Annotated in this window: 23 protein-coding genes; 13 read left to right on the top strand and 10 right to left on the bottom strand. The window is 58.1% G+C overall.

From position 1 onward, the window contains the following. Positions 1-167: 167 nt before the first annotated feature. Both ACFER_RS00675 and ACFER_RS11710 read left to right on the top strand, forming a co-directional pair. On the top strand, positions 168-845 hold the full coding sequence (locus ACFER_RS00675) for a response regulator transcription factor (RefSeq protein ID WP_012937526.1): 678 nt from the start codon (positions 168-170) through the stop codon (positions 843-845). A gap of 15 nt (positions 846-860) precedes the next feature. Further along, the gene (locus ACFER_RS11710) at positions 861-2,591 is read left to right on the top strand and encodes a sensor histidine kinase (RefSeq protein WP_012937525.1); all 1,731 of its coding nucleotides are present in this window, start codon (positions 861-863) and stop codon (positions 2,589-2,591) included. 53 nt (positions 2,592-2,644) lie between these two features. On the opposite strand, the gene ACFER_RS00665 is transcribed toward ACFER_RS11710, so the two are convergent. The 3 genes from ACFER_RS00665 to ACFER_RS00655 all read right to left on the bottom strand — a co-directional run bounded on the left by ACFER_RS00665 (position 2,645) and on the right by ACFER_RS00655 (position 4,621). Continuing rightward, the gene (locus ACFER_RS00665) at positions 2,645-3,121 is read right to left on the bottom strand and encodes an S-ribosylhomocysteine lyase (protein ID WP_012937524.1); all 477 of its coding nucleotides are present in this window, start codon (positions 3,119-3,121) and stop codon (positions 2,645-2,647) included. Positions 3,122-3,220: 99 nt separating this feature from the next. Further along, complete coding sequence (locus ACFER_RS00660; RefSeq protein ID WP_012937523.1) at positions 3,221-3,616, bottom strand: DUF190 domain-containing protein; 396 nt, start codon at positions 3,614-3,616, stop codon at positions 3,221-3,223. 246 nt (positions 3,617-3,862) lie between these two features. Next, positions 3,863-4,621: a hypothetical protein gene (locus ACFER_RS00655; RefSeq protein ID WP_012937522.1), complete on the bottom strand. Its 759-nt coding sequence runs from the start codon at positions 4,619-4,621 to the stop codon at positions 3,863-3,865. A 138-nt stretch (positions 4,622-4,759) separates the two neighbouring features. Here ACFER_RS00655 and ACFER_RS00650 point away from each other — a divergent pair, with 138 nt between their 5' ends. Next, on the top strand, positions 4,760-5,155 hold the full coding sequence (locus ACFER_RS00650; protein ID WP_012937521.1) for a thioesterase family protein: 396 nt from the start codon (positions 4,760-4,762) through the stop codon (positions 5,153-5,155). On the opposite strand, the gene ACFER_RS00645 is transcribed toward ACFER_RS00650, so the two are convergent. From ACFER_RS00645 to ACFER_RS00615, 7 genes are all read right to left on the bottom strand, one after another. Continuing rightward, positions 5,156-5,974 (bottom strand): bifunctional 5,10-methylenetetrahydrofolate dehydrogenase/5,10-methenyltetrahydrofolate cyclohydrolase, encoded by an 819-nt coding sequence (locus ACFER_RS00645; RefSeq protein WP_012937520.1) that lies wholly within the window; start codon positions 5,972-5,974, stop codon positions 5,156-5,158. A gap of 15 nt (positions 5,975-5,989) precedes the next feature. Further along, positions 5,990-8,083, bottom strand: coding sequence for a penicillin-binding transpeptidase domain-containing protein (locus ACFER_RS00640; RefSeq protein WP_012937519.1), 2,094 nt, complete (start codon positions 8,081-8,083; stop codon positions 5,990-5,992). Continuing rightward, a complete protein-coding gene (locus ACFER_RS00635) occupies positions 8,080-9,285 on the bottom strand; it encodes an FtsW/RodA/SpoVE family cell cycle protein (protein WP_012937518.1) in 1,206 nt (401 codons plus the stop codon). The genes ACFER_RS00640 and ACFER_RS00635 overlap by 4 nt, the downstream gene beginning before the upstream one ends. A gap of 18 nt (positions 9,286-9,303) precedes the next feature. Next, on the bottom strand, positions 9,304-9,945 hold the full coding sequence (trmB, locus tag ACFER_RS00630; protein ID WP_012937517.1) for a tRNA (guanosine(46)-N7)-methyltransferase TrmB: 642 nt from the start codon (positions 9,943-9,945) through the stop codon (positions 9,304-9,306). 90 nt (positions 9,946-10,035) lie between these two features. Next, a complete protein-coding gene (locus ACFER_RS00625) occupies positions 10,036-11,955 on the bottom strand; it encodes a sigma-54-dependent Fis family transcriptional regulator (RefSeq protein ID WP_012937516.1) in 1,920 nt (639 codons plus the stop codon). A 21-nt stretch (positions 11,956-11,976) separates the two neighbouring features. Continuing rightward, the gene (locus ACFER_RS00620) at positions 11,977-12,675 is read right to left on the bottom strand and encodes a C40 family peptidase (protein ID WP_012937515.1); all 699 of its coding nucleotides are present in this window, start codon (positions 12,673-12,675) and stop codon (positions 11,977-11,979) included. Positions 12,676-12,894: 219 nt separating this feature from the next. Further along, positions 12,895-13,803 carry a radical SAM protein gene (locus ACFER_RS00615; protein WP_012937514.1) on the bottom strand — a complete coding sequence of 303 codons (909 nt, stop codon included), beginning with the start codon at positions 13,801-13,803 and terminating at the stop codon, positions 12,895-12,897. A 323-nt stretch (positions 13,804-14,126) separates the two neighbouring features. On the opposite strand from ACFER_RS00615, the gene rsxC reads away from it, so the two are divergent. From rsxC to ACFER_RS00565, 10 genes are all read left to right on the top strand, one after another. Next, positions 14,127-15,470: an electron transport complex subunit RsxC gene (gene rsxC / locus ACFER_RS00610; RefSeq protein WP_049763411.1), complete on the top strand. Its 1,344-nt coding sequence runs from the start codon at positions 14,127-14,129 to the stop codon at positions 15,468-15,470. Between the two features lie 26 nt (positions 15,471-15,496). Continuing rightward, entirely contained in the window at positions 15,497-16,531 is a 1,035-nt protein-coding gene (locus ACFER_RS00605; RefSeq protein ID WP_012937512.1) for an RnfABCDGE type electron transport complex subunit D, read from the top strand. Further along, positions 16,528-17,097 (top strand): RnfABCDGE type electron transport complex subunit G, encoded by a 570-nt coding sequence (locus ACFER_RS00600; protein ID WP_012937511.1) that lies wholly within the window; start codon positions 16,528-16,530, stop codon positions 17,095-17,097. Before ACFER_RS00605 ends, ACFER_RS00600 begins: the two co-directional genes overlap by 4 nt. A gap of 5 nt (positions 17,098-17,102) precedes the next feature. Further along, positions 17,103-17,699: an RnfABCDGE type electron transport complex subunit E gene (locus tag ACFER_RS00595; protein ID WP_012937510.1), complete on the top strand. Its 597-nt coding sequence runs from the start codon at positions 17,103-17,105 to the stop codon at positions 17,697-17,699. After that, positions 17,692-18,267, top strand: a complete 576-nt coding sequence (locus ACFER_RS00590; RefSeq protein WP_012937509.1) for an electron transport complex protein RnfA — start codon at positions 17,692-17,694, stop codon at positions 18,265-18,267. Before ACFER_RS00595 ends, ACFER_RS00590 begins: the two co-directional genes overlap by 8 nt. A 17-nt stretch (positions 18,268-18,284) precedes the next feature. Beyond that, positions 18,285-19,202: an RnfABCDGE type electron transport complex subunit B gene (locus tag ACFER_RS00585; RefSeq protein ID WP_012937508.1), complete on the top strand. Its 918-nt coding sequence runs from the start codon at positions 18,285-18,287 to the stop codon at positions 19,200-19,202. Positions 19,203-19,307: 105 nt separating this feature from the next. Beyond that, positions 19,308-20,216 (top strand): FAD:protein FMN transferase, encoded by a 909-nt coding sequence (locus ACFER_RS00580; RefSeq protein WP_227898332.1) that lies wholly within the window; start codon positions 19,308-19,310, stop codon positions 20,214-20,216. Between the two features lie 9 nt (positions 20,217-20,225). Then, positions 20,226-20,603 carry a NusG domain II-containing protein gene (locus ACFER_RS00575; protein ID WP_012937506.1) on the top strand — a complete coding sequence of 126 codons (378 nt, stop codon included), beginning with the start codon at positions 20,226-20,228 and terminating at the stop codon, positions 20,601-20,603. Further along, complete coding sequence (locus tag ACFER_RS00570; RefSeq protein ID WP_227898333.1) at positions 20,584-21,111, top strand: Gx transporter family protein; 528 nt, start codon at positions 20,584-20,586, stop codon at positions 21,109-21,111. Before ACFER_RS00575 ends, ACFER_RS00570 begins: the two co-directional genes overlap by 20 nt. A gap of 269 nt (positions 21,112-21,380) precedes the next feature. Then, a complete protein-coding gene (locus ACFER_RS00565) occupies positions 21,381-22,028 on the top strand; it encodes a uracil-DNA glycosylase (protein WP_012937504.1) in 648 nt (215 codons plus the stop codon). Positions 22,029-22,042 lie beyond the last annotated feature (14 nt).

Genomic DNA, 22,042 nt, shown 5'->3' with positions numbered 1-22,042 from the left:
TGTTGTTTGTATATTATCACGTTTTGTTCGTTAAATCAAGTATTTAATGAAACTTTGTTCGTTTGTTTTCCCTCCGATTTCGCCCCGCCATAACTCTTCCCCCCCTGTTGGAATCAAGGAAAGTGGGCTATAATGGAAAGAAAACCCTGTAAAGGAAGGTGCAGTGGATGGCGCTGATCTATTGTGTGGAAGACGATGAAAACATCCGGGAACTGGTCCGTTATGCCCTTTGCAGCCAGAAATTCCAGGCGGAAGCCTTTCCTGACGGTCCCTCTTTCTGGAAGGCCCTGGAAGCCAAACAGCCGGATCTGGTGCTCCTGGACATTATGCTGCCGGGAGAAAGCGGCCTGGACATCCTGAAGAAGCTCCGGGACAGCCAGGCCACCAGCGGTCTGCCCGTAATCATGCTCACCGCCCGGACCAGTGAATACGACGTGGTCACCGGACTGGATGCCGGGGCGGACGATTATATCTCCAAACCCTTCGGCATCATGGAACTGCTGAGCCGGGTCAAGGCCGTCCTCCGCCGGGGCGGCCGGCAGAAGCCCCAGGACCGGAACCTGCTGGTCTGCGGAGACATTACCCTGGACCTGAAGAAACACCGGGTGACTACTCAGGGCCAGCCCTGTGAACTCACCGTCAAGGAATTCGATCTGCTCCACTATCTCATGGCCAATGCAGGCATTGTCCTGAGCCGGGACCAGATCATGGAAGCCGTATGGTCCTTTTCCTATGCGGGAGAAAGCCGCACCATCGACATGCACATCCGGAGCCTGCGCCAGAAGCTGGGAGAAGCCGGACGGATCATCCAGACCGTCCGGGGCGTGGGCTACCGGATCCAGTGACCGGGAGCACAGCGTATGAAAAAGCAGATTTATCTCCATCTGTTCCTGGTGGGTCTGGCCTGCATCCTGGTCACCGCCCTGGTCTGCGCCTTTGCCTCCTGGCAGACGGCCAAACAGCAGACCCTGGCCGATCTCCAGCAGGTGGCCCAGGTCCTGGGGACGGACCTGGAACACCACAGCGACCCCTATGTGTTCCTGAAACGGTCCGGCCAGGCGTCTCCGGATCTGCGGCTGACCTGGGTGGATACCCATGGCACCGTCCTCTATGATTCCTTTGAAGACGCAACAGCCATGCCCAACCACCGGGAGCGGCCGGAAATCGCCCAGGCCCTGGGCGAAGGCCAGGGCAGCAACGCCCGTCATTCCGCCACCCTCCAGGAAGTGACCCTGTATGCGGCCCAGCGGCTATCGGACGGCAGCGTGCTCCGGCTGGCCCGGACCCAGACGGACCTGCTCCGTCCCCTGGAAGCTCTGCTGCCCTGGTGGCTCTTCTCCCTGCTCCTGCTGATCCTGATCTGCCAGTTCACCGTGCGGCGGCTCACCCAGGGGCTGCTGGATCCCCTGGAACAGGCCACCCGGTACCTGTCCCAGATCGGTCAGGGAGACACTTCGGAAGAAGAAAAACAGCTGTTCCACACATCCTACCCGGAACTGCTGCCCTTCCTGGCCACCATCGACCGGCAGGGAAAACAGCTGGACCAGAGCCTGCGGAACCTGGAACAGGAACGGAACACCATGAAACGGATCACCGACAGCCTGAAGGAAGGGGTGATCCTGCTGGATGACCAGATGCGGATCCAGTGGATCAACGCCTGGGGCTTCCAGCTGCTCCAGCAGGAAGAACGGCCCACCGCCGGCCGCCCCCGGATCCTGGGAAAATTCCTCATGCCCTTCCTGCCCCCGGAGGCCCGGACTTCCCTGGATCAGCTCCGGAACAGCCGGGCCTGGAACCGGACCGTCAAATACCGGAGCCGCCAGTACCAGTTGGACCTCCAGCCTCTGGAACCGCCCCAGGGCCGGGCCAGCCGGATGCTGATCATCCAGGACATTACTGAAGCCCGGGAACGGGAGCAGCTGCGGCGGGATTTTACTGCCAACGTGACCCATGAACTGAAGACGCCCCTGACTTCCATCAGCGGATTCGCCGAACTGATGGCCGCCGGGATGTACCAGAAAAAAGAGGACATCACCCATTTCGGACAGCTGATCCGGAAAGAGGCGGCCCGGCTGCTGGAAATGATCAACAGCATCATCTTCCTGTCCCGGATCGAAGAAGTGCCGGCGGAGGCCCTCCAGGAAGAAGTTCCCCTGGGCGGCCTGATCCAGTCCGTGGTGGAATTCATGGACCCCTTCTGCAAAGACAGGCAGGTGACCATCCACTGCCATCTGACGGAAGACAAAGTCCGGGGCAGCAGCAGCATGCTCCGGGAAATGGCCATGAATCTCATCGACAACGGGGTCAAGTACAACCGGCCCGGAGGCCATGTGTACGTGACCATGGGACGGGACGGAGACCAGGTGGTGCTAACGGTGAAGGACACCGGCATCGGCATCCCGGAAGATGTCCAGGAGCGGGTCTTCGAACGGTTCTACCGGGTGGAAGGGAGCCGGAGCAAGCAAAGCGGCGGCAGCGGTCTGGGCCTGTCCATCGTGAAACACATCGTAGAACAGCACCGGGGCAAGATCAGACTCACCAGCCGGGTGAATGAAGGGACCTCCATAGAAGTCCAACTGCCGAGAGCGTGAAAATGGGGGTGTGAAAAAATTCACACCCCCATTCGGTGCGTCTCTGACGCACCTTACACAATCTTCCTCTCATAGGGATCACTGCTGATTCCTTTGGCCAGGATCTCCTTGGCCCATTCCTGGGCACAGAACAGGGAATGGTCTTTGTAATTCCCGCATTCCTTTTCCTTTGTCCCGGGTACCTGGTCCCAGGTGGTCTCCACCACCAGTTCCAGAGCTTCCTTCAGGGCTTTGGCCACGTCCTTGGGATCATGGACCCCCCAGCACAGGAGATGGAACCCGGTGCGGCAGCCGAAAGGAGAGCAGTCCAGATACCCTTTGATCCGGGGCCGCAGATACAGGGCCAGCAGATGTTCCAGGGTATGCATCCCTCCGGTGGGGATTTCCTGCTGGTTGGGCTGGCACAGCCGGATGTCGAAGTTGGAAACGATGTCCCCGTGTTCCCCGGTTTCCTGCCCGATCAGCCGCACATAAGGGGCCTTCACTTTCGTATGATCCAGGGTGAAGCTTTCGATGATGACTTTTTCCATATTCATTCCTCCAATGAAAGAAGTGTTGCACGATTCGTGCAACACTTTCCTGTCAGCTGACAGCTGACGGGGGTGCTGCCCATCCGCAGCCCCCCCCTTTCATTTTTGCATCTCCGGATTGTCCCGGTTCTCGATCTTTTTCCGGTATTCTTCCTTCACGTAATTGGTGGCCAGCATGTCGATTTCTTCCACTGTAGCCACCCCGTGGCGCAGGTTCTCCTCCAGGAACGGATACATCAGTTCGATCTGTTCCTTTGTATCGATCATGGTGATGATCACCGGCAGGTTGATGGCTTCGGAAACACTGATGAACAGTCTCCGTTCCTTCCCCCGCACCCGGCTCCCATAGCCCTGGGTCCCCCGGAGCACTGTACAGCCGGCGATTTTGTATTTCCCGGCAATGTCAAAGATTGCCTTGTAAAAAGGTTTGTCCTTGTAAAAGAAATCTTCGCCTACATAGATGGTCAGTTTGGTCAGGTGCAGAAAATCAGCCATATGCTTTCCCTCCATTTCGGATGAATCTCACTTTTCTTATGTTTATTGTAACATAAATTGATTTTTTTCGTAATAGGATGGACCGTAGGGGATGCAGCCCGGTTGCTCCGCAGGATGTACGGACAATCGGCAATTTGGCGGGCTGCCCGGCGTGCAGCCCCTACGGTTCCGATTTGCACATCCATAAAATTTGCCTGCAAATTTTATCATCCGGCCATTAACCATTGACTGCAGACAAGCTGGGGCTCACGCCCCAGCTTTTTCCATCCTCTTCCGCTTCCGGTAATAGGCGTTCCCCACGCCCCCCACTACCAGCAGCACCATGAGCCAGCCGGCGGCTTTCACCGGGTTCAGGTAGGTGACGGTGGCCTCCATGGGCGTTTCTTCTCCCAGGGGCAGCTTCCAGGTAAGGATCCGTTTGTCGTCGCTGACCTGGGTAGCGTTGGTGGCATCCACCCCGGTGGGCAGCACCAGGGTGAACCGCAGATCGAACTGTTTCAGCACGTTCTGGAGCACGGCCTGGGCATCCCTGTTCTTCAGTTCTTCTTTGGGGGCCATGTTGATCCCGGTATGGACACTGATGGTATCGAACAGCAGGCCTCCCTGGAGACGGACAATGGGATCTTTCTTTTCTTTGGTAACGGAGGCCGTTTTGGCTTTATCCCCGTTCTGGGATCCGGCGGCATCCTGGGCCGCTTTTTCCCAGGTGCCGATGTCAAAGGTCTTCAGCACTTTGGAGTCTTTGATATCCTTCACCTGATTGTAATGCTTGGTGGCCACGAACCCTTCATACTGCCCTTCTTTGGCAGGCCGGACTCCATAGCCGTCCTTCCGGAAATCTTCCTGGAAGGCGTCCACCGTAGGTTTCAGCACCGGTGCCGCCACCAGTCTGCAGGTAAGGTCCGCCGCTCCCAGACGGGTGATTTCCATGGTAATGTGGCCTTTGGCGCAGCCGCTGAGAAGAAGGCTCAGCAGCAGGCACCCAAGAAGAATGATCTTTTTCATAAAGCCCTCCCGGCTGTCTTGTTTTCTTCGCCCTTGTCCCGGCCGGCACCTGGAGGATTCCAGACTGCCGCCTTGCCTTTCCGGGAAAAAACGAGTAAGATGGAATTGTCAAAAATCTAAAAGAGAGAAGTGGATATCATGAAAGAATTCCGTATCGGCGCCGTGGGTGAAGCCACGGATACCGTGCTCCACACCAACACTGCCGCCGCCATGGGCAGCGGCTCCCTGGACGTCTACGCCACCCCGGCCATGCTGGCCCTGATGGAAAAGGCGGCCTGCAGCATCGTCAATCCCTGCCTGGATGAGGAAACCACCAGCGTGGGGATCGGCGTGAACCTGTCCCATGATGCCGCCACCGCCGTGGGCAAGACTGTTACCGCCAAAGCCGTCCTGGTCGGAGTGGACGGCCGGAAACTGACCTTCAAGATCACCGTATCCGACAACTACGGCACCATCGGCCAGGGCACCCATGAACGGTTCCTGGTGAACAAGGCCAAATTCCTGGGCAAACTGGCGGCCAAGGATCAGAAATGATCAGAGACGCCGGGTGAGGGTTTCCATGACCATCAGGTTGCTGACCACACCCACTCCGCCGGGAACGGGGGTGTAGGCCGAAGCCTTGACTTTTTTGGCCGCTTCGGACACATCCCCCACCAGCTTCCCGTCCACGGAATTGATGCCCACATCCACCACCACGGCTCCTTCCCGGATCATGTCTTCCGTGATCAGGTCGGGTTTGCCCACTGCACTGATGATGATATCTGCCTGCCTGGTAATGGCAGGCAGATTTTTTGTGCGGGAACGGCACACGGTCACTGTGGCGTACCGGCCCATGAGCATCAGGGTCAGCGGCCGTCCCACCACTTCTCCATAGCCCACCATCACCACATGCTGCCCTTCCAGGGGGATCTTGTAGTAATCCAGCAGGGCCATGCAGGATCGGGGAGTGCAGGGGCCCCAGGGGGTGATCCCCAGGTACAGCTTCCCTCCGTTGATGGGATGGATGCAGTCCATGTCCTTTTCCGGATCCAGCTGCCGGATCAGCTGCATCCGGCTGATGTGCCAGGGAAAAGGCACCAGGGGCAGGATCCCGTCCACCCGGGGATCTTCACTGAGAGCCCGGAGAGCGCGTTCCGCTTCTTCCTGGCTGGCTCCTTCTGGCAGTTCCACATCCCGGGTATGGATGCCCAGGCTGGCTGCCGTCTTCAGCAGGCTCCGTTTGTACACATGGGCCGCCGGATTGTCCCCCACCAGAAAGGTGGCCAGGGTCAGTTCCTTCCCGGCGAACTTTTCCCGGAGATTTCTGCGGATTTCTTCCGCCACCGGTTTCCCGGCCATAATGATTGGTTCCATCTTCCATTCCTTTCCTTACCGAAAATACACCGTCACCGTATCTCCCTTGTGGAGAATGGTTCCCGGAGCGGGATTCTGCTTCCAGCTGGTACCGCTGCCAACGGGGATCAGGGCCAGGTTGGCCCCACTCAGGGCAGCGGCCACCTCCCGGATGGCATGGCCGGCCAGGTTGGGCAGTTTCACCGCTCCGTTCCCGTCCGCCTCCAGGGTGGCCAGGGGCGCCGCCTCTTTGGCCGTCTTGGCCAGCAGGGATTCCACGGTGGGAAGCCCGTCCCAGTTGCTGGGCTGGACCCCTTCCGCCACCAGGATCTGCTGGAGAGTATCCCGGAAAATAGGCGCAGACACCTGGGATCCGTAGAAGGCTCCCTTGGGCGAATCCAGCATGATGATCATGGCATATCTGGGGGCATCACTGGGCACAAAGCCCACAAAGGAGGCAATGTACACCCCGGGGATATAGCCGCCTTTGGGAGACAGTTTTTCTGCGGTCCCAGTCTTGCCGGCGATCTTGTAGCCCTTGATCTGGGCCGTTTTGCCGCCCCCTTCGGAAACCACCTTTTCCATCATGGTCCGCATTTCTTCCGCCACTTCCGGCGTGATCACCGTGCGGACCACTTCTGTTTTCCCTTCCTGGAGGACTTTTCCATCCGGGCTTGTGACTTTTTTGACAATATACGGTTTTACCAGGCTCCCACCGTTGGCAATGGCGCAAATGGCACGGAGCATCTGGAGCGGAGTCACAGCAATCCCCTGTCCGATGGCCATGGTGGCCACATCGGAAGGCACCATATCCTTGGGGTTGTACAGGATCCCCGCTTCTTCCCCGGGCACATCACTGCCGGTGGCGCTGCCGAAGCCGAAGGCTTTGGCATACTGGGTTTCCCGTTCGCCTCCCAGCTTCAGGCCCAGGTCGGCCATCCCCGTATTCAGGGAGAATTTGATCACGTCAGTAAAGGTCACATGGCCCATGCCCTTGCCGTCCCAGTTCCGGATCCGCCGGCCTCCCACGTCGATGGACCCCTGGTCGTTGAAGGGCGTATTGGGGGTGATGACCCCTTCCATCAGCCCGGCGGACCCCATAATGGGTTTGAACACGGATCCGGGTTCATAGACGATGCCCACGCCCCGGTTCATATAGGCTCCTTTGGGGGCCTGGGCAAAATGGTTGGGATCGAAGGTGGGCCGGCTGGCCATCCCCAGGATCTCCCCGGTGTTGGGGTCCATCAGGATGGCAGCCGCACTGGCCGCATGGGTCTTTTTGATGGCTTCATCCAGGCTCTTTTCCAGGATGAACTGCATCCGGGCGTCAATGGTGAGCTGGACCGTGTTCATCCGCCGTACCTGGACCTGGTTCATGGCACTCTGGCCCACCTGGTTGCCCTTGGCGTCGAAGAAGCTGCGTTTTTTCTGGTTCCGGCCCTTCAGCTGGTCGTCCATGGAGGCTTCCACCCCCTCCAGCCCCTTGTCATCGGTGCCCACAAAGCCCAGGACCTGGGCCGCCAGGTCGTTTTTCGTATAGAACCGTTTGCTTTCTTCCTTGAAATGGAACCCGCTGAGCTTCTGTTCCTTCAGGATGGCTTCCACCTGGTCCGCCACATGGGGATCCAGGGTCCGCTTCACCCAGATGAACCGCCGGTCCGGCTCACAGAATTCTTCGTACAGTTTGTTCGCATTCAGTCCCAGCACCGGTGCCAGGGCATCCGCTGCCACCTTTTTGGGGTCCCGGCTGGGCATTTTCCCCGCCGGCCACCGGTCCGGATTGTCCACCAGTTCCTGGGGATCCACATAGAGGGATTTGCTGATGACGCTTACCGCCAGCTCCTCCCCGTTCCGGTCCACGATGCTGCCCCGGGGGGCGATTTCCGTATGTTCCCCGGTGATCTGGTCATTGGCCTCCTGGGCCAGGGTACTGCCCTGGACAATCTGGAGCCAGAACAGCCGGACCACAATGACCAGCACGGCCAGCCCCAGGAATTTCCCCAGGCCCACGGCCCGGAGCTTTCCCTCATGGAGGATTTCCTGGTGATTGGGATCCAGCTTCAGCACCGGTTTTTCCGGTGCCGGACCCGTTTTTTTCTTTTTTCTCTGCAAAAACTGCGGTATCTTCACCGGGTCCACCTCCCCGTCTCTTTCCGTCCCGGCTGGAACGGTCTGTTACCGGAGGGCGGCACCCGGGACCCGGCCGGCTGTTTTCCCCGTTCCATTTCCATCCGGTACACGGAAAGCACCAGGCCGATGCCCACCAGGGTGATGATCAGGGAAGTGCCCCCATAACTGATGAAGGACAGCGGAACCCCGATTACCGGCAGGATGCCGCAGACCATGGCCATATTGGCAATGGCCTGGCCCACCACCAGGAAATTCACCCCGCTGACCAGCAGGAACCCCTTCCGGTCCTGGGTATTCTGCCCGATCCGGTACAGGGCCAGTCCCATGAGCAGGAATACCAGCATCAGGAACAGGGCTCCCAGAAAGCCCCATTCCTGGCAGAAAATGGCAAAGGCAAAATCCGTATGGGCTTCCGGCAGGTAAAAGAACTTGCTGGTGCCCATGCCGAAGGGTTCACCGAAGATTCCCCCGCTGCCGATGGCCATTTTGGCCTGGACCGCCTGGTACCCGTTGCCCTGGGGATCCAGTTCCGGCGTCAGCCAGATCCGCATCCGGTTCAGCCGGTAGGGAGCCTGGATCACGGCCGCCACAGCCCCGCCCAGGAGCACCCCCACCAGGATGCCGAATTCTTTCCAGGGCAGTCCCGCCAGCAGGTACAGTACGATCATCAGGGTCAGGATAATGGAAGCCGTCCCCATATCCGGCTGGATCAGCACCAGGAAGGACATGAACGCCGCTTCCAGGAAGGCCTGACAGGTATCCTTCCGGTGGAGATGGGGTGTTTTCCCCTGTTCCATCACCCGGCCCAGGAAATGGGCCCCCAGGAGGATCACCGCCAGTTTCACGAATTCGGAAGGCTGAAAGGAAAAAGGTCCCAGGATCAGCCAGCGCTGGGCCCCTTTGGTGGCCTTGCCGAAAATGTCCACGGCAATCAAAAGGACCGTACAGCCCACGCACAGCAGCTGGTCAACCCGGAAGAACTGGTGATAGTCCCATTTCCGGCCCACCCAGTGCATCAGCCCCAGTCCGATGGCCCCGTAAATGGCATACCGGATCAGATAATGGTACCCGTTGCCGAACATATCCGCCGCCGCCACGAAACTGGCGCTGAAAATGTTCACGCCCCCCAGGATCATCAGGAAATACACCAGGTTCACCAGTGCATCCCGGGGATTGTCCCAGATTAAAAACCGTTTTCCCATAGCTCCGCCTCGGCGCCGTTAAAAGGCCACTTCGCAGAAGTTGATGTTCTTGCCCCGGGCACTGAACTTCTGCTCATATTCCGTCTGGGCTTCGTTGAGGATGTCCGTATGGTGGAGATCCGTGGACAGTGCCACGATTTCCAGGCCAAATTCCTTGAACTCCTCTACAGAAAAGGCAAACAGATCATCATTGTCCGTTTTGAACCGGAGATGTCCCCCCGGCTTCAGGATCTCTTTGTACTGGGCCAGGAAAGTCCGGTAAGTCAGCCGCCGTTTGGCATGCCGGGCCTTGGGCCAGGGATCGCTGAAATTCAGGTAGATCTGGTCCACTTCTCCCGGAGCGAACCAGTCCAGGAGATGGGCGGCGTCAGCATGGAGGATCCGGGCATTGGGGATTTCCCCTTCCCGGATCTTCTTCACGCCGTAATAGCACACATCCCGCTGGGTTTCAATGCCCAGGTAGCCGATTTCCGGATGGAGCTGGCTCATGGCTGCCAGGAACTGCCCCTTGCCGCAGCCGATTTCCAGCTGGACCGGACGGCCCCCCAGCACCTGTTGGGACCACTGGCCCCGATACTGTTCCAGTCCGTCTTCCAGCAGTTCTTTTCCCCGGTACTCTTCCAGGGCCTGAGGGATCCAGGGTTTCTTTCGTAAACGCATGTGTTGTTTCTCCTTGTCATGGAAATAGGGGGGTGTTGCACCTTGTATGCAACACCCTCTTTTAGCCGTTGACCGTTGACAGCTGATTTTTTATTTTTCTTCCGTCTTTGCTTTCTTGCCCCGGTTTTTCTTTTCTTCCGGGCCCAGATTGAATTTTTTCAGATACCGGTACAGGGTCACCCGGCTTACATCCAGCATCAGCGCCAGTTTGCTGATATTGCCTCCCGCAGCTTTCCAGGCGGCCACAAAGGCATCCTTGTCATGCTTCCAGGATTTTTCGATCCGGTGTTCTCCCGGCAGTTTGATGTGGGATGCTTCGATGACACTGCCGGAAGTGTGGAAGAAGGCCTGTTCGATGACCCCCTGGAGCTGTTTGATGTTGCCGGGCCACTGGCAGCTGTTCAGCAGCTGGAGAGCTTCCCGGGAAAGGGTCTTGCTGGGCATGTTGTGCCGGGCGGCCATTTCCGTCAGGATGTGGTTGGCGATCACTTCCACATCTTCCACCCGTTCCCGCAGGGGCGGAACCCGGATCACCGTCCCGATCACCTGTTCATACAGGTTCCGGGAGAACAGTCCCTTGTCCGTCAGTCGTTTCAGGTTGGAGTCGCAGGCGGCGATCACCCGCACATTGTATTTCCGGCGGGTGCCGGTTTCCCAGTTCCGGACCCCGTTGCGCAGGGCATCCGCCAGGGCATCTTCCAGCTTGGTGGGGAATTTTTCGATTTCATCCAGGAACAGGGTTCCCCCGTTGGCCAGTTCCAGGGCTCCGGCGGTCACATGGCCGGCGCCGTCATCACTGCCGAAGAATTCCGCTTCCAGTTCCGCTTCCGAGCCGTCATGGCCCCGGACGGTAATGAGAGGAGCCGCTGCCCGGGGGCTGGCCTGATGGATCCCGTGGGCCAGCCGCTGCTTGCCGGTACCCGGTTCGCCCTGGAGCAGCAGGTTGTTGTCTCCCCGGGCCACCCGGGCCGCTTTGTGCTGGAGGGCCAGGAATTCGCTGGAGTTGCCCACCATGCTGTAAAGGCTGTACCGGGAGCTGTATCCGGTGGCATGGGCAATGGTGGTCTTCAGGTCCTCGATGGCCATGGTGATAATCACCACGCTGTCCACTTTGCCGCCGGCTTTCACCGGCAGTACACTGGTCACATCCTCATAGGTCCGTTCCTGGGTGATCCAGGTGATTTCCTTCCGGATGGTGCTCTTCCCGGACAATCCCTTCTGGATGGGGATGTGTTCATAGTTCAGGAACACTTCGTCCAGCCGTTCCTTCCCATCCAGCCGCTTTTTCCCGTTGGTGTTGCTGTACCGCAGGCTGCCGTCCTGGTTCACCCAGTAGACCGAAGCCGGGATCTCTTCCGAGATCAGGCCGCAGACCTTCCAGTAGGCCAGCATGTTCAGGAAATTCTCCACAGAGTATTTCATGGTCATCAGCAGGCTCAGCAGGATGTCGTAGGGCAGATCATTCTGGTCCAGGGAGAACAGGGACAGGATGTACCGGCACTGGCCGCCCACTTCGATGGGAGCGGAGCAGGCATCTCCGGAATGGCTTTCCCGGATCCACATCTCCGGTCCGAACATCAGGAAAGGCACATTGTGGCTCCGGGCCACACAGATGCTGGACGTGCCCACATCCTCCTCCAGGACCCGCATGCCCTGGATATCCTCGATGCTCCGCTGGAAAAAGGGCAGGGCGTAGTTCTTCAGCACATATCCCTCTTCATTCACCAGCAGCATGCTCAGATTGTGGGAATTGAAATACTGTTTGTTCTGTTCAAAGAGCCCGTCCACATACTTCACCACGTCCTCATGGACTTCCAGTGCCTTGGCCAGTTCCTGGGGAGACAGCCGCACCCCGTTGGCCGGCATGGTCTCATGTTCCAGTTTCCGTGCTTCGCACCGGCGCCAGGACTCCGCCACCCACGGATGGACGTTGGGATCTATGATCCCCTCGTCCACAAATTTATTGTAGTAGCTGGTCAGCTTTTCCTTGTTGCGTCGTTCCCTAATCATCGATTTACCCCCTGATTCGCTTTAGCGATATGATTTGTGCACCGGGACCAGGACCCGTTTTGCACCGTAATATCTGGATTTCCAATAATCATCGGACAGGCTGCACAGCCGCACTCCCCGGGAAGAGGTGGCGTTCCAGAACAGCCCGTTTCCTGCATAGATGCCCACATGGGACGCTCCGGGTTCATAGGTGGAGAAGAACACCAGATCCCCCGGTTTCAATTGCCGCTGGGTCACAAAAAGACCCTTCTCATACTGCAGATCCGCCGTCCTGGGCAGCTGGGCCCGGTGCTGGCGGAACACATACTGGACGTAGCCGGAGCAGTCGAAAGCCCGGGGCGTGGTTCCCCCGAAGCTGTAGGGCACACCCTTGTACCGGGAGGCCGTCCGGACCACGTCTTCGCCCCTGATTCCATGGATGCCCTCTTTTTCGAAGGCGGCTTCCTGGATCCGGAAATAGGTGGTGTCATCCACTTTCCCGGTGGCCGGCAGCCGGTGTTCCTTCTGGAAGTTCCGGACCTGGCCTTCCAGTTCCCTGGTGTATTTTCCCGTCTGGGGTGTTTTCATACCGATGGCGTTCAGTTTGATCTGCACCGTTTTGACTTTCCAGCCCTTGTCTCCCACTTTCAGAGGGGCTGTCCGATGGGCAGCCGCACCGGCTGAAAGGGGCAGAGCCAGCACAGCCAGGATCAGCGCTGTAACGAGCTTATGCAGTTTCATTTTGGTGCCTCTTTTCTTGTACCCGGAAGAGCCTTTTGGTCAGCGGTCAGCAGCCGTTGGAGATCGATTTTTGCAAATTGACCTTGAAATTGTAAAAACGTTGTTCCACCGGACCTTTTTTCGTTGTTCGGAGCCAGCTTTGCTGGCCTCTTTTGGCCATTGACCGTTGACAGCTGACTGTTGACAGGCTGCTCCTCTTCCCATGCAGCAGCCTTATTCTCAATACTCCATATTAGTATAAACTTCCCAATCCGTCAATTTTGAAAGCTTTTCCATGGAAACATCCAGTTCCCGGAGCAGCCGGTCCCGGTCCTGGGGCAGGGTGCCTGCCAGAGGCACGTAGTTGGAGATGTGGTTGCTCCGGAACAGGGTGTGGTTTTCCGGCCGGATCTCCACATTTTCCAGCATGGTATGGACTTCCCGGGCCAGCCCCGCCGGGGACAGCAGCTCAAATTCCCCGGCTTCGAACTGCCGGAGCATTTCCGTCCCTTTGTACAGCCGCAGGGTCAGCACACTGAGCATGTTGGGCTGGATGGCGGTGACGGCTTTCCCGGTGTTCACCGCATGGCGTTCACTGTCCGCCTTTCCGCCCAGTCCGGCGATCACCATCATGGACAGCTTCATACCGCAGCGGACCACCTTCTGGCCGGCGGCAACGGCTTCTTCCGCCGTGACCCCTTTTTTGATCCGGGCCAGGAGGGAATCGTCCCCGGTTTCCAGGCCAAAATACAGCATTTTCAGTCCCGCTTCCCGGAGGCGGACCATGTCTTCATCGCTTTTTCGCAGGATGTCCCGGGGCCCGGCATAGGAGGTGACCCGCTGGAGATTGGGAAAAGTCCGGTAGAGCACAGCCAGGATCTTCAGCAGTTTTTCCGTAGGCAGCACCAGGGCATCCCCGTCCGCCAGGAAGATCCGTTTCACCTGGTTCCGGGCATACCGGGCCGCCAGGGCGATCTGCCGGGAGATTTCCTCATCCGGGCAGACGGAAAACCGCACATCCTTGTACATGGCGCAGAAGGTGCAGGTGTTGTGGGCACAGCCCCGGGTCACCCGCAGGATGAAGCTGTTGGCTTCACTGGGGGGACGGAACACCGGCGTATCGTAATCATCGAAATAAAGACCAAACATGAGCGTTTCCTCCAGATTTTTGATAAATCTCTTCCTAAAATATATATGGCTATATAGACAGTGTTTTCACAAGATTTCTTCAATTCTTTCAGCTGTACAAAAATCCATCTGCCACGTTCATTATTATAAACTATTTTACAATTTTCGTCATGTTTTTTTGTAAACTTTTTGAGAAGAAAATTCTCTTTTCCATTCTTCCTCTTTCCTTTTTCATCCCCCTTTCACCCCTTGTTTTTTGTGATTTAACAATATATAATTTTTACTTGAAGTTGACACATGAAAGGTTAGAGGTGAACTGAATGTCTGCACAAGAAGCAAGTTTCATGGGCGGTGTAGAAGTACCCCCCAGCAAGTCCTTGACCGACAAAGTGGCTATCGAAAGATGCCCGGCTCCGGACGTGGTGTACATTCCTCTTTCCCAGCACATTGGTGCTCCGGCCAAACCGGTGGTTAAACCAGGGGATAAGGTCACGATCGGACAGGTGATTGGTGAAGCAGGCGGTTTCGTCAGCACCAACATCCATGCCAGCGTCAGCGGCATGGTCATGAAACTGGAAAATCGGTATATGCCCCACGGCATGATTTCCCAGTGCGTGGTCATCAAGAATGATGGCCAGGACACTCTGTGCGAGGATATCAAGCCCCGCAGTGAGGAAGAAATCACCCCGGATCTGATCCGTCAGGTCCTGCGGGAAAAAGGGATTGCCGGCATGGGCGGCGCCACCTTCCCCACGGCTGTAAAGTATGCGCCTCCCAAGGAAGGCCACTGCCCCATCGACACGATCCTGCTGAACGGGATCGAATGCGAACCCTTCGTCACGGCTGACCACCGTACCCTGCTGGAATACGCCGACGAAATCATCCAGGGCCTGAAGTACTTCATGCTGGCCTCCGGCGCTGCCAAAGGCATCATCGGCATCGAAGACAACAAACCCGATGCCATCGAGCTGATGCAGAAGAAAGTGGCCGGCGAAGCCAACATCGAAGTCTGCGTCTGCAAGGAAAAGTATCCCCAGGGTTCTGAAAAACACCTGATCTATGCCGCTACCGGCCGTACGGTCCCTGACCGGGGTCTGCCTGCAGATGTAGGTGTGATCGTGGACAACGTGGGTACTGCCGTGGCAGCCTGCCGTGCCGTAAAGAACAACATCCCCCTGTACGAAAGAGTCGTGACCATCAGCGGTGACGGCGTCAACAAACCGGGGAACTATATCGTCCGCCTGGGCACCCTGTTCAGTGACGCGGTGGAAAAAGCCGCCGGCGGTCTGAAAGGGGATCCCGGCAAGATCGTTGCCGGCGGGATGATGATGGGCTTTGCCGTCAACTCCCTGGATTACCCCATCACCAAGGGTTCCAGCGGTCTCCTGATCTTCAATTCCAAATCTCCTTTTGCCCAGTATGTGGAACCGGATCCCTGCGTCCACTGCGCCCGCTGCGTGGATGCCTGCCCCATGAAGCTGGAACCGACGGAAATCGTCCAGGCCGTGAAGAAGCAGAACTGGGATGATGCAGAACGGTTCTTCTGCCATGCCTGCATCGAATGCGGTTCCTGTGCTTTCGTATGCCCTGCCCATATTCCTCTGGTGCAGTACATCCGGATGGGCAAGCAATTTATCAGAGGGAAAGGTGACGGCGGTCACAACCCCTTCTATAAATTCGACAAATAATTTCGCGAAAGGACTGGATATTGATTATGGAACCTATTAAAGAACCGAAACCGCTGGTTCTCGTTTCCTCGTCTCCCCACATGCACTGTGGGCTCACCATCAGCAAGTCCATGCGGGAAGTCATCCTGGCACTGGTACCGGCTGTCCTGGCTTCTGTCTATTATTTCCGCGTGGATGCGGTCCGGGTGATCGTATGCTGCGTGCTTTCTGCCATTATCTTTGAAAAGCTGGCCAACAAGGTCATGGGCGTGAAGAAAGACACCGTCAAAGACGGTTCCGCTGCCCTGACCGGTCTGCTGCTGGCCCTGTGCCTGCCGGCTTCCCTGCCCAGCTACATGGCTGTCCTGGGCGGCATGTTCGCCGTGGTCATCGGCAAAGCCATTTTCGGCGGCTTGGGCAAGAACATCTTCAACCCGGCCCATATCGGCCGTGCCATCCTGCTGGCTTCTTTCCCCCAGCAGATGACCACCTGGGTCATCCCCGCCACCAAAGCGGCTGCCGTTACGGCTGCCACGGCCGGGGCTGATGCCACCACCGCTGCCACGCCGCTGGCCGTGATGCGGATGACGGAAAAAGTATGGCAGGCCGGCGGTGCCGCCGCCTCCCAGCTGCCTCCCCTGTCCGATCTCTTCATGGGCAATGTGGGCGGTTCCCTGGGTGAAACCTGCGTACCGGCTCTGGTCCTGGGCGGCCTGTACCTGATCTGGAAAAAGCTCATTGACTGGCGGATCCCCGTGTTTTATCTGGCCACGGTAGCCGTTCTCACCGGGATCTACGGGGCTGTGATGGGGTATCCCTCCACTTTCCCGCTGTACCATCTGTTCGCTGGCGGCCTGATGATCGGTGCCTTCTTCATGGCCACTGACTGGGTCACCTCCCCCATCACCAAAAAAGGCAAGATCATCTATGCCATTGGTCTGGGTGTCCTGACTTCCCTGATCCGTCTGCGGGGCAGCTACACGGAAGGCGTGTGCTATTCCATCCTGATGATGAACATGGTCACTCCCATGATTGACCGTTTCGTTCGGAACGTATCCTTCGGAGGAGGTCAGAAAAAATGAGCAACCTCTTTGTTAAATACACCGGCATCCTGGCAATTATCTGCGGCGTCAGCGTAGGTCTTGTGGCCGCCGCCAACGAAGGGACCAAGGATACCATTGCCAAGAAACATGAAGCCGATACCCGGGCCGCCTACAAGGTGGTACTGCCGGAGCTGGGCGATCTGAAGAAACTGCCGGCTCCCGGCGGCCTGATCACCGATGTGCAGCAGTCCTCCAAGGACGGCAAACCCAACGGCTACATCTACACCGTAACCCCCAGCGGGTACGGCGGAAAAGTGACCCTGATGGTGGGCATCTCCAAGAACGGGGACAAGATCACCGGGATCAAAGTCATGAACCACAGTGAAACTCCTGGCCTGGGTGCCAAGAGTACGGAACCGGAATGGCAGGCCCAGTTCAAGGGCAAAGCCCTGAAGGATGCCCTGGCCGTCACCAAACAGGAACCGGCCAAGCCCAATGAAATCAAGGCCATCACGGCAGCAACCATCACCTCCAGAGCTGTGGTCACCGGCGTCAATGCCGCCCGGGAAGACTACATGAAAAATCATGCCAACGGAAAGGACTGATCGAGATGCTGCATGAATTGACCAAAGGTATCATTAAGGAAAACCCGTTGTTCGTCCAGCTGCTGGGTGTGTGTCCGTCCCTGGCCACCAGTACTTCTCTGACCAACGCCATCGGTATGGGCTGCGCCTTTACCTTCGTGCTGGTATTCACCAACATGATCATCGCCGCCATCCGGAAACTGATTCCGGACCAGATCCACATCCCCTGCTACATCGTGGTTATCGCTTCCGTGGTAACCGTACTGGAAATGCTGATGAACGCTTTCGTTCCGGCGCTGTATGCAGCCCTGGGCGTATTCGTTCCTCTGATCGTTGTTAACTGTATCGTTCTGGGCCGTGCGGAAGCCTTCGCCTGCGACCACGGAGTCATTGATTCCGCCATGGACGCCATCGGCATGGGCATCGGCTTCACCTTCGCCCTGAGCTGCATCGCCTTCTTCCGGGAACTGGTGGGAGCCGGCAAACTGTTCGACCATGCCGTCCTGCCCGCCGCCTATCAGCCGGTCCTGATCTTCATCCTGCCGGCCGGCGCTTTCCTGACCATGGGCTTTGTCTTCGCTGCGGTCAACTACTTCAAAGAAAGAGGTGCTCACAATGCATAGTACTTTCGGCATTCTCTTCAGTTCCATTTTCGTTTCCAACATCATCTTGTCCCGGTTCCTGGGGATGTGCTCCTTCCTGGGGGTTTCCAAGAACTTCAAGAACTCCGTGGGCATGAGTGCTGCCGTATCCTTCGTAATGCTGCTGTCCACCATGCTGTCCTACGCCTGCTATCATCTGCTCCTGGTGCCCTATCACCTGGAATACCTGAAGACCCTGGTCTTCATCCTGGCCATCGCCACCCTGGTACAGCTGGTTGAAATGTTCATGAAAAAGGCCATGCCCTCCCTGCACAAGGCCATGGGTATCTACCTGCCTCTGATCACCACCAACTGCGCCATCCTGGGTATTGCGCTGATCAACGTGGAAAGCAACTACAGCTTCCTGGATTCCTGCGTGAACTCCATCGGTACGTCCATCGGTTACACCATGGCCATCCTGCTGTTCTCCTGCATCCGTGAACGTCTGGACGAAAAGGCCCTGCCCAAATGCCTCCAGAACCTTCCCATTGCCTTGATCACCGCCAGCTGCATGTCCATTTCCATGATGGGGATGAGCGGCATCCATTGAGTTAGGAGCTGAAAATTATGATTACAACTGCTGTGATTCTGGTCGCAGTGCTGGGCGGCGTGTTCGGCCTGGTACTGGCTACGGCCAGCAAGAAATTTGCCGTTGAAGAAGATCCCCGGATCGGGGAAATCACCAACCTGCTGCCCGGCGCCAACTGCGGCGGGTGCGGGTTTGCCGGCTGCGGCGCTCTGGCTGACGCCATTGTTTCCGGACAGGAAAAAGACGCCACCAAATGCGTGGTCTGCAGCGCAGAAAACAAGAAAGCCATTGCCGCTGTGATGGGTGTGGAAAGCAACGATGACGAAAACGCCGTCCGGAGCATCCCCCGTCTCCACTGCAACGGCTGCACCGCCAACCGGACCCCGATCGCCAACCGGGAAGGCATCAAGAACTGCTATGTGAAGGCTGCCAATGCCGGCGGCCCCGGCCAGTGCAACTTCGGCTGCTTCGGGGACGGCGCCTGCGTGGACGCCTGCAACTTCGGCGCTCTGAAGATCGGCGAAAACGGCCTGCCTGAATTCGACTACAACAAATGTGTCAGCTGCGGCGCCTGCTCCAAAGCCTGCCCGCAGCTGCTGATCGAAATGATCCCGGCGGACAAGAAAGTCCTGGTACAGTGCAACAACCGGGAAAAGGGCAAAGCTGCCATGACCGACTGCAAGGTGTCCTGCATCAGCTGCGGCATCTGCGTGAAGACCTGCCCCAAACAGGCCATCACCCTGGAAGATACGCCCAACGGCAGCATCCCGGTCATCGACTACGACAAATGCGTGGGCTGCGGCCTGTGCACCATGAAGTGCCCCCGGAAGTGCCTGGTGAAGATCAACCCGGTAACCGGCACCCCGGAAGCTCCCGCCAAACCGGAACCCACCGGTTGCGCCTGCTGCGCCATGGCCGATCAGTGCCCTTCCGCCCAGGCCCAAAAGCAGAAATAAATCGAGGATTCCATGAAAAAACTGTTAGCATCGCTTCTGGTTTTCAGCAGCCTGACTTGTGCAGGCTGCTTTTTTCAAACCGAAAAACAGGAAGACACCCGGTTCATGATGGACACCATCGTGACCATCACCACCACCGGTGACAGCAAAAAGGACCTGGCAGCCGCCACCAGCGACGCCTTCCAGCTGTTCCAGACCATTGCCAACCAGACGGACCCCTACACGGAACAGGGACCGGAAGACCTGTATGCCGTGAACCAGAGTGCCGGTCAGGGACCTCACAAGGCCTCCCCCTATCTCATGGACATCCTGAGCAAGGTACAGCCCATGGGGAACCGGGATCTGGACCTGTCCCTGGGACCGGTGATCCAGGTCTGGAATGCCCACAAGGAAGCCAGGACCGTCCCCGGCCAGGAGGAAATCGCCCGGGCCCTGGCCAGAACCGGCCCCGGGACCTATACGGTGGATACCGCCGCCAATACGGTGACCCTGGCCCCGGGAGCCCAGCTGGATCTGGGTGCGGTAGCCAAAGGCTACGCCGTGGAACAGACTGCGGACCTGTTGAGCCGGGACAAACGGGTGAAGACCGCCCTGATCAATGCAGGAGGCAACATCAAGGTCCTGGGCACCAAGGAAGACGGCAGTCCCTGGAAGATCGGGGTCCAGGATCCCCGGAATCCCCAGCGGATCATCGGGACCCTGGCGGTAAAGGACGGTACGGCCATTGCCACCAGCGGGGACTACCAGCGGTACTATGAAGTGGACGGGAAACGGTACCACCATATCCTGGATCCCCATACCGGCTGGCCCGCCTGGCACGCCCGTTCCGTCACCGTGGTCACCCGCTCCGCCTTCTGGGCAGACTACTATTCCACCCTGCTGTTCGTCCTGCCGGAAGACAAGGCCATGGCCCTGGTGGAAGACAATCCCAACCTGGAAATGCTCTACGTGGACCAGGACGGGAAGACCTTCCTGTCCTCCGGCCTGAAAGCCATCTATACCCCGGAAAAGTGAGGAGACCCTATGCGCAAGAATGATTTTTGGCTGATCCTGGGACTGGCCCTGCTGGCCCTGGGCAGCTGGTTCCTGTTCCGTTCCCGGACCTCTGACAGGGATAAAGTCCTGGTGGTCCGGCAGGACCAGCAGGTGATCCAGCGGATCGAACTGAAAAAAGTCACCTCGGAAACCAAGCTGATGGTCCCCACGGAACATGGTGAAGTGGTCATTGTCTACGACCGGGAAGGGGGACGGGTCCTGTCCTCTCCCTGTCCGGACCAGGTCTGCGTCCGTCAGGGGAAGATCACCCAGTCCGGCCAGACCATCGCCTGCGTACCGGAAAAAGTCCTGGTGACCCTCACCACTGCTGCAAAGGAGAATGATCATGATGCCATCCTCCGATAAACTCACCATCCATGAAATGACCCAGCTGGGGGTCCTGCTGGCCGCCGCCATTGCCCTCCGGCTGGCGGAAACCAGCCTGGCCTGGCTGCTGCCCCTGCCCGGCGCCCATCTGGGCCTGGCCAACACCGTGACCATCATCGTCCTGTATCTGTACGGCCCCGGGAAAACGGCCCTCTTCCTCACCTGCCGGATCCTGCTCACAGGCCTCCTGTTCACCGGTCTCCTGACCCCGGGCTTCCTGATCGGCCTGGGCGGGGCAGCCCTGAGTTTCGCCGGCATGGCCCTGGCCCGGAAACACCAGTGGTTCTCCACCGTGGGGGTAGGGCTCCTGGGCGCCTTTCTCCACAACTGTGGCCAGATCCTGGTGGCGGTGGCCATTATGCGCACCCCGGCCCTGTTTTCCTACCTGCCGGTGCTGATCGCCATCGGCATCCCCACCGGTCTGTTCACCGGCTTCCTGGCCGGATTCTTTTTGGAGAGGATGAAGGAAAAGGACAGCGCCGCCTGAAGGGCGCTGCCCTGGTCGGGAGTCAGAAGTCAGAAGTCGGAAGCCCCAGGACAAATTTGCAGGCAAATTTTTGAACATGCAGAACCTTTGCACGAAACAGTTGCTCAGAACAACCTCGACACTGGTTCTGCACCGCCAGAAGAATCCATCCAGCAAGACGGATTCTATCCTAAGGCTTCTGACTCCGGACTTCCGACTTGTGGTGCTGCCTGGCAGCACTTTATGACCGAGCTGCCAACGGCAGCTCTGCAAAGGAGCTATCAAAACCCATGGAACCTGCAAAAACCTTTGATGAACTGAAGAAACAGCTGGAGGATTGTGCCGCCTGCCCGCTCCGCAAGGACTGCCAGGCCCCGGTGGGCTGGTTCGGCAACCTGGAGAGCCCCCTGATGATCGTGGGCGAAGGCCCCGGCGGCGTGGAGGATGACTACGGCTGTCCCCTCATCGGCCCCAGCGGCCAGCTGCTGGACAAAGCCCTCTGGTCCGTCCGGATTACCCGGGACCGGATCTACACCACCAACGTGATCAAATGCCGGCCCAGAGGGAACCGGACCCCTACGGTGGAAGAAGGATCCTTCTGTGCCCGGCTGTGGCTGGAACAGGAAATCCGGCTGCTCCGGCCCAAAGTGATCCTGGCCCTGGGCAGTGTGGCCCTCCGGTATTTCAAAGGGCCGGAAGCCCGGATCACCCGGGAGCGGGGCCAGTGGTTCACCACCGGAGAAGGGATCCCCTGCCTGGCCACCTTCCATCCCTCCTATCTCCTCCGTCTCACCGGCCAGGCCCAGATCGCCGCCAAATGGGACGTGTTCCACGATCTGGAAGCCGTAAAGGCCAAAGTGGAGGAACAGTGTCCCGGGTACTGCTGGAACAGCGGTGCTCCGGTGCATCTGTTTGCGTTGTTCAGGAAAAGAAGCTGAAAAGGCTGCCGCCA

It is taken from the genome of Acidaminococcus fermentans DSM 20731 (assembly GCF_000025305.1).
Taxonomy (GTDB): Bacteria; Bacillota; Negativicutes; order Acidaminococcales; family Acidaminococcaceae; genus Acidaminococcus; species Acidaminococcus fermentans.
The sequence above is the reverse complement of the archived record's forward strand: the minus strand, read 5'-3'. Positions and strand labels throughout refer to the sequence as shown.

Coding starts and splice junctions, on each gene's coding strand:
- ACFER_RS00675 (WP_012937526.1), top strand. CDS start 168: ATGGCGCTGATCTATTGTGTGGAAGACGATGAAAACATCCGGGAACTG.
- ACFER_RS11710 (WP_012937525.1), top strand. CDS start 861: ATGAAAAAGCAGATTTATCTCCATCTGTTCCTGGTGGGTCTGGCCTGC.
- ACFER_RS00665 (WP_012937524.1), bottom strand. CDS start 3,121: ATGGAAAAAGTCATCATCGAAAGCTTCACCCTGGATCATACGAAAGTG.
- ACFER_RS00660 (WP_012937523.1), bottom strand. CDS start 3,616: ATGGCTGATTTTCTGCACCTGACCAAACTGACCATCTATGTAGGCGAA.
- ACFER_RS00655 (WP_012937522.1), bottom strand. CDS start 4,621: ATGAAAAAGATCATTCTTCTTGGGTGCCTGCTGCTGAGCCTTCTTCTC.
- ACFER_RS00650 (WP_012937521.1), top strand. CDS start 4,760: ATGAAAGAATTCCGTATCGGCGCCGTGGGTGAAGCCACGGATACCGTG.
- ACFER_RS00645 (WP_012937520.1), bottom strand. CDS start 5,974: ATGGAACCAATCATTATGGCCGGGAAACCGGTGGCGGAAGAAATCCGC.
- ACFER_RS00635 (WP_012937518.1), bottom strand. CDS start 9,285: ATGGGAAAACGGTTTTTAATCTGGGACAATCCCCGGGATGCACTGGTG.
- trmB (WP_012937517.1), bottom strand. CDS start 9,945: ATGCGTTTACGAAAGAAACCCTGGATCCCTCAGGCCCTGGAAGAGTAC.
- ACFER_RS00625 (WP_012937516.1), bottom strand. CDS start 11,955: ATGATTAGGGAACGACGCAACAAGGAAAAGCTGACCAGCTACTACAAT.
- ACFER_RS00620 (WP_012937515.1), bottom strand. CDS start 12,675: ATGAAACTGCATAAGCTCGTTACAGCGCTGATCCTGGCTGTGCTGGCT.
- ACFER_RS00615 (WP_012937514.1), bottom strand. CDS start 13,803: ATGTTTGGTCTTTATTTCGATGATTACGATACGCCGGTGTTCCGTCCC.
- rsxC (WP_049763411.1), top strand. CDS start 14,127: ATGGGCGGTGTAGAAGTACCCCCCAGCAAGTCCTTGACCGACAAAGTG.
- ACFER_RS00605 (WP_012937512.1), top strand. CDS start 15,497: ATGGAACCTATTAAAGAACCGAAACCGCTGGTTCTCGTTTCCTCGTCT.
- ACFER_RS00600 (WP_012937511.1), top strand. CDS start 16,528: ATGAGCAACCTCTTTGTTAAATACACCGGCATCCTGGCAATTATCTGC.
- ACFER_RS00595 (WP_012937510.1), top strand. CDS start 17,103: ATGCTGCATGAATTGACCAAAGGTATCATTAAGGAAAACCCGTTGTTC.
- ACFER_RS00590 (WP_012937509.1), top strand. CDS start 17,692: ATGCATAGTACTTTCGGCATTCTCTTCAGTTCCATTTTCGTTTCCAAC.
- ACFER_RS00585 (WP_012937508.1), top strand. CDS start 18,285: ATGATTACAACTGCTGTGATTCTGGTCGCAGTGCTGGGCGGCGTGTTC.
- ACFER_RS00580 (WP_227898332.1), top strand. CDS start 19,308: ATGATGGACACCATCGTGACCATCACCACCACCGGTGACAGCAAAAAG.
- ACFER_RS00575 (WP_012937506.1), top strand. CDS start 20,226: ATGCGCAAGAATGATTTTTGGCTGATCCTGGGACTGGCCCTGCTGGCC.
- ACFER_RS00570 (WP_227898333.1), top strand. CDS start 20,584: ATGATGCCATCCTCCGATAAACTCACCATCCATGAAATGACCCAGCTG.
- ACFER_RS00565 (WP_012937504.1), top strand. CDS start 21,381: ATGGAACCTGCAAAAACCTTTGATGAACTGAAGAAACAGCTGGAGGAT.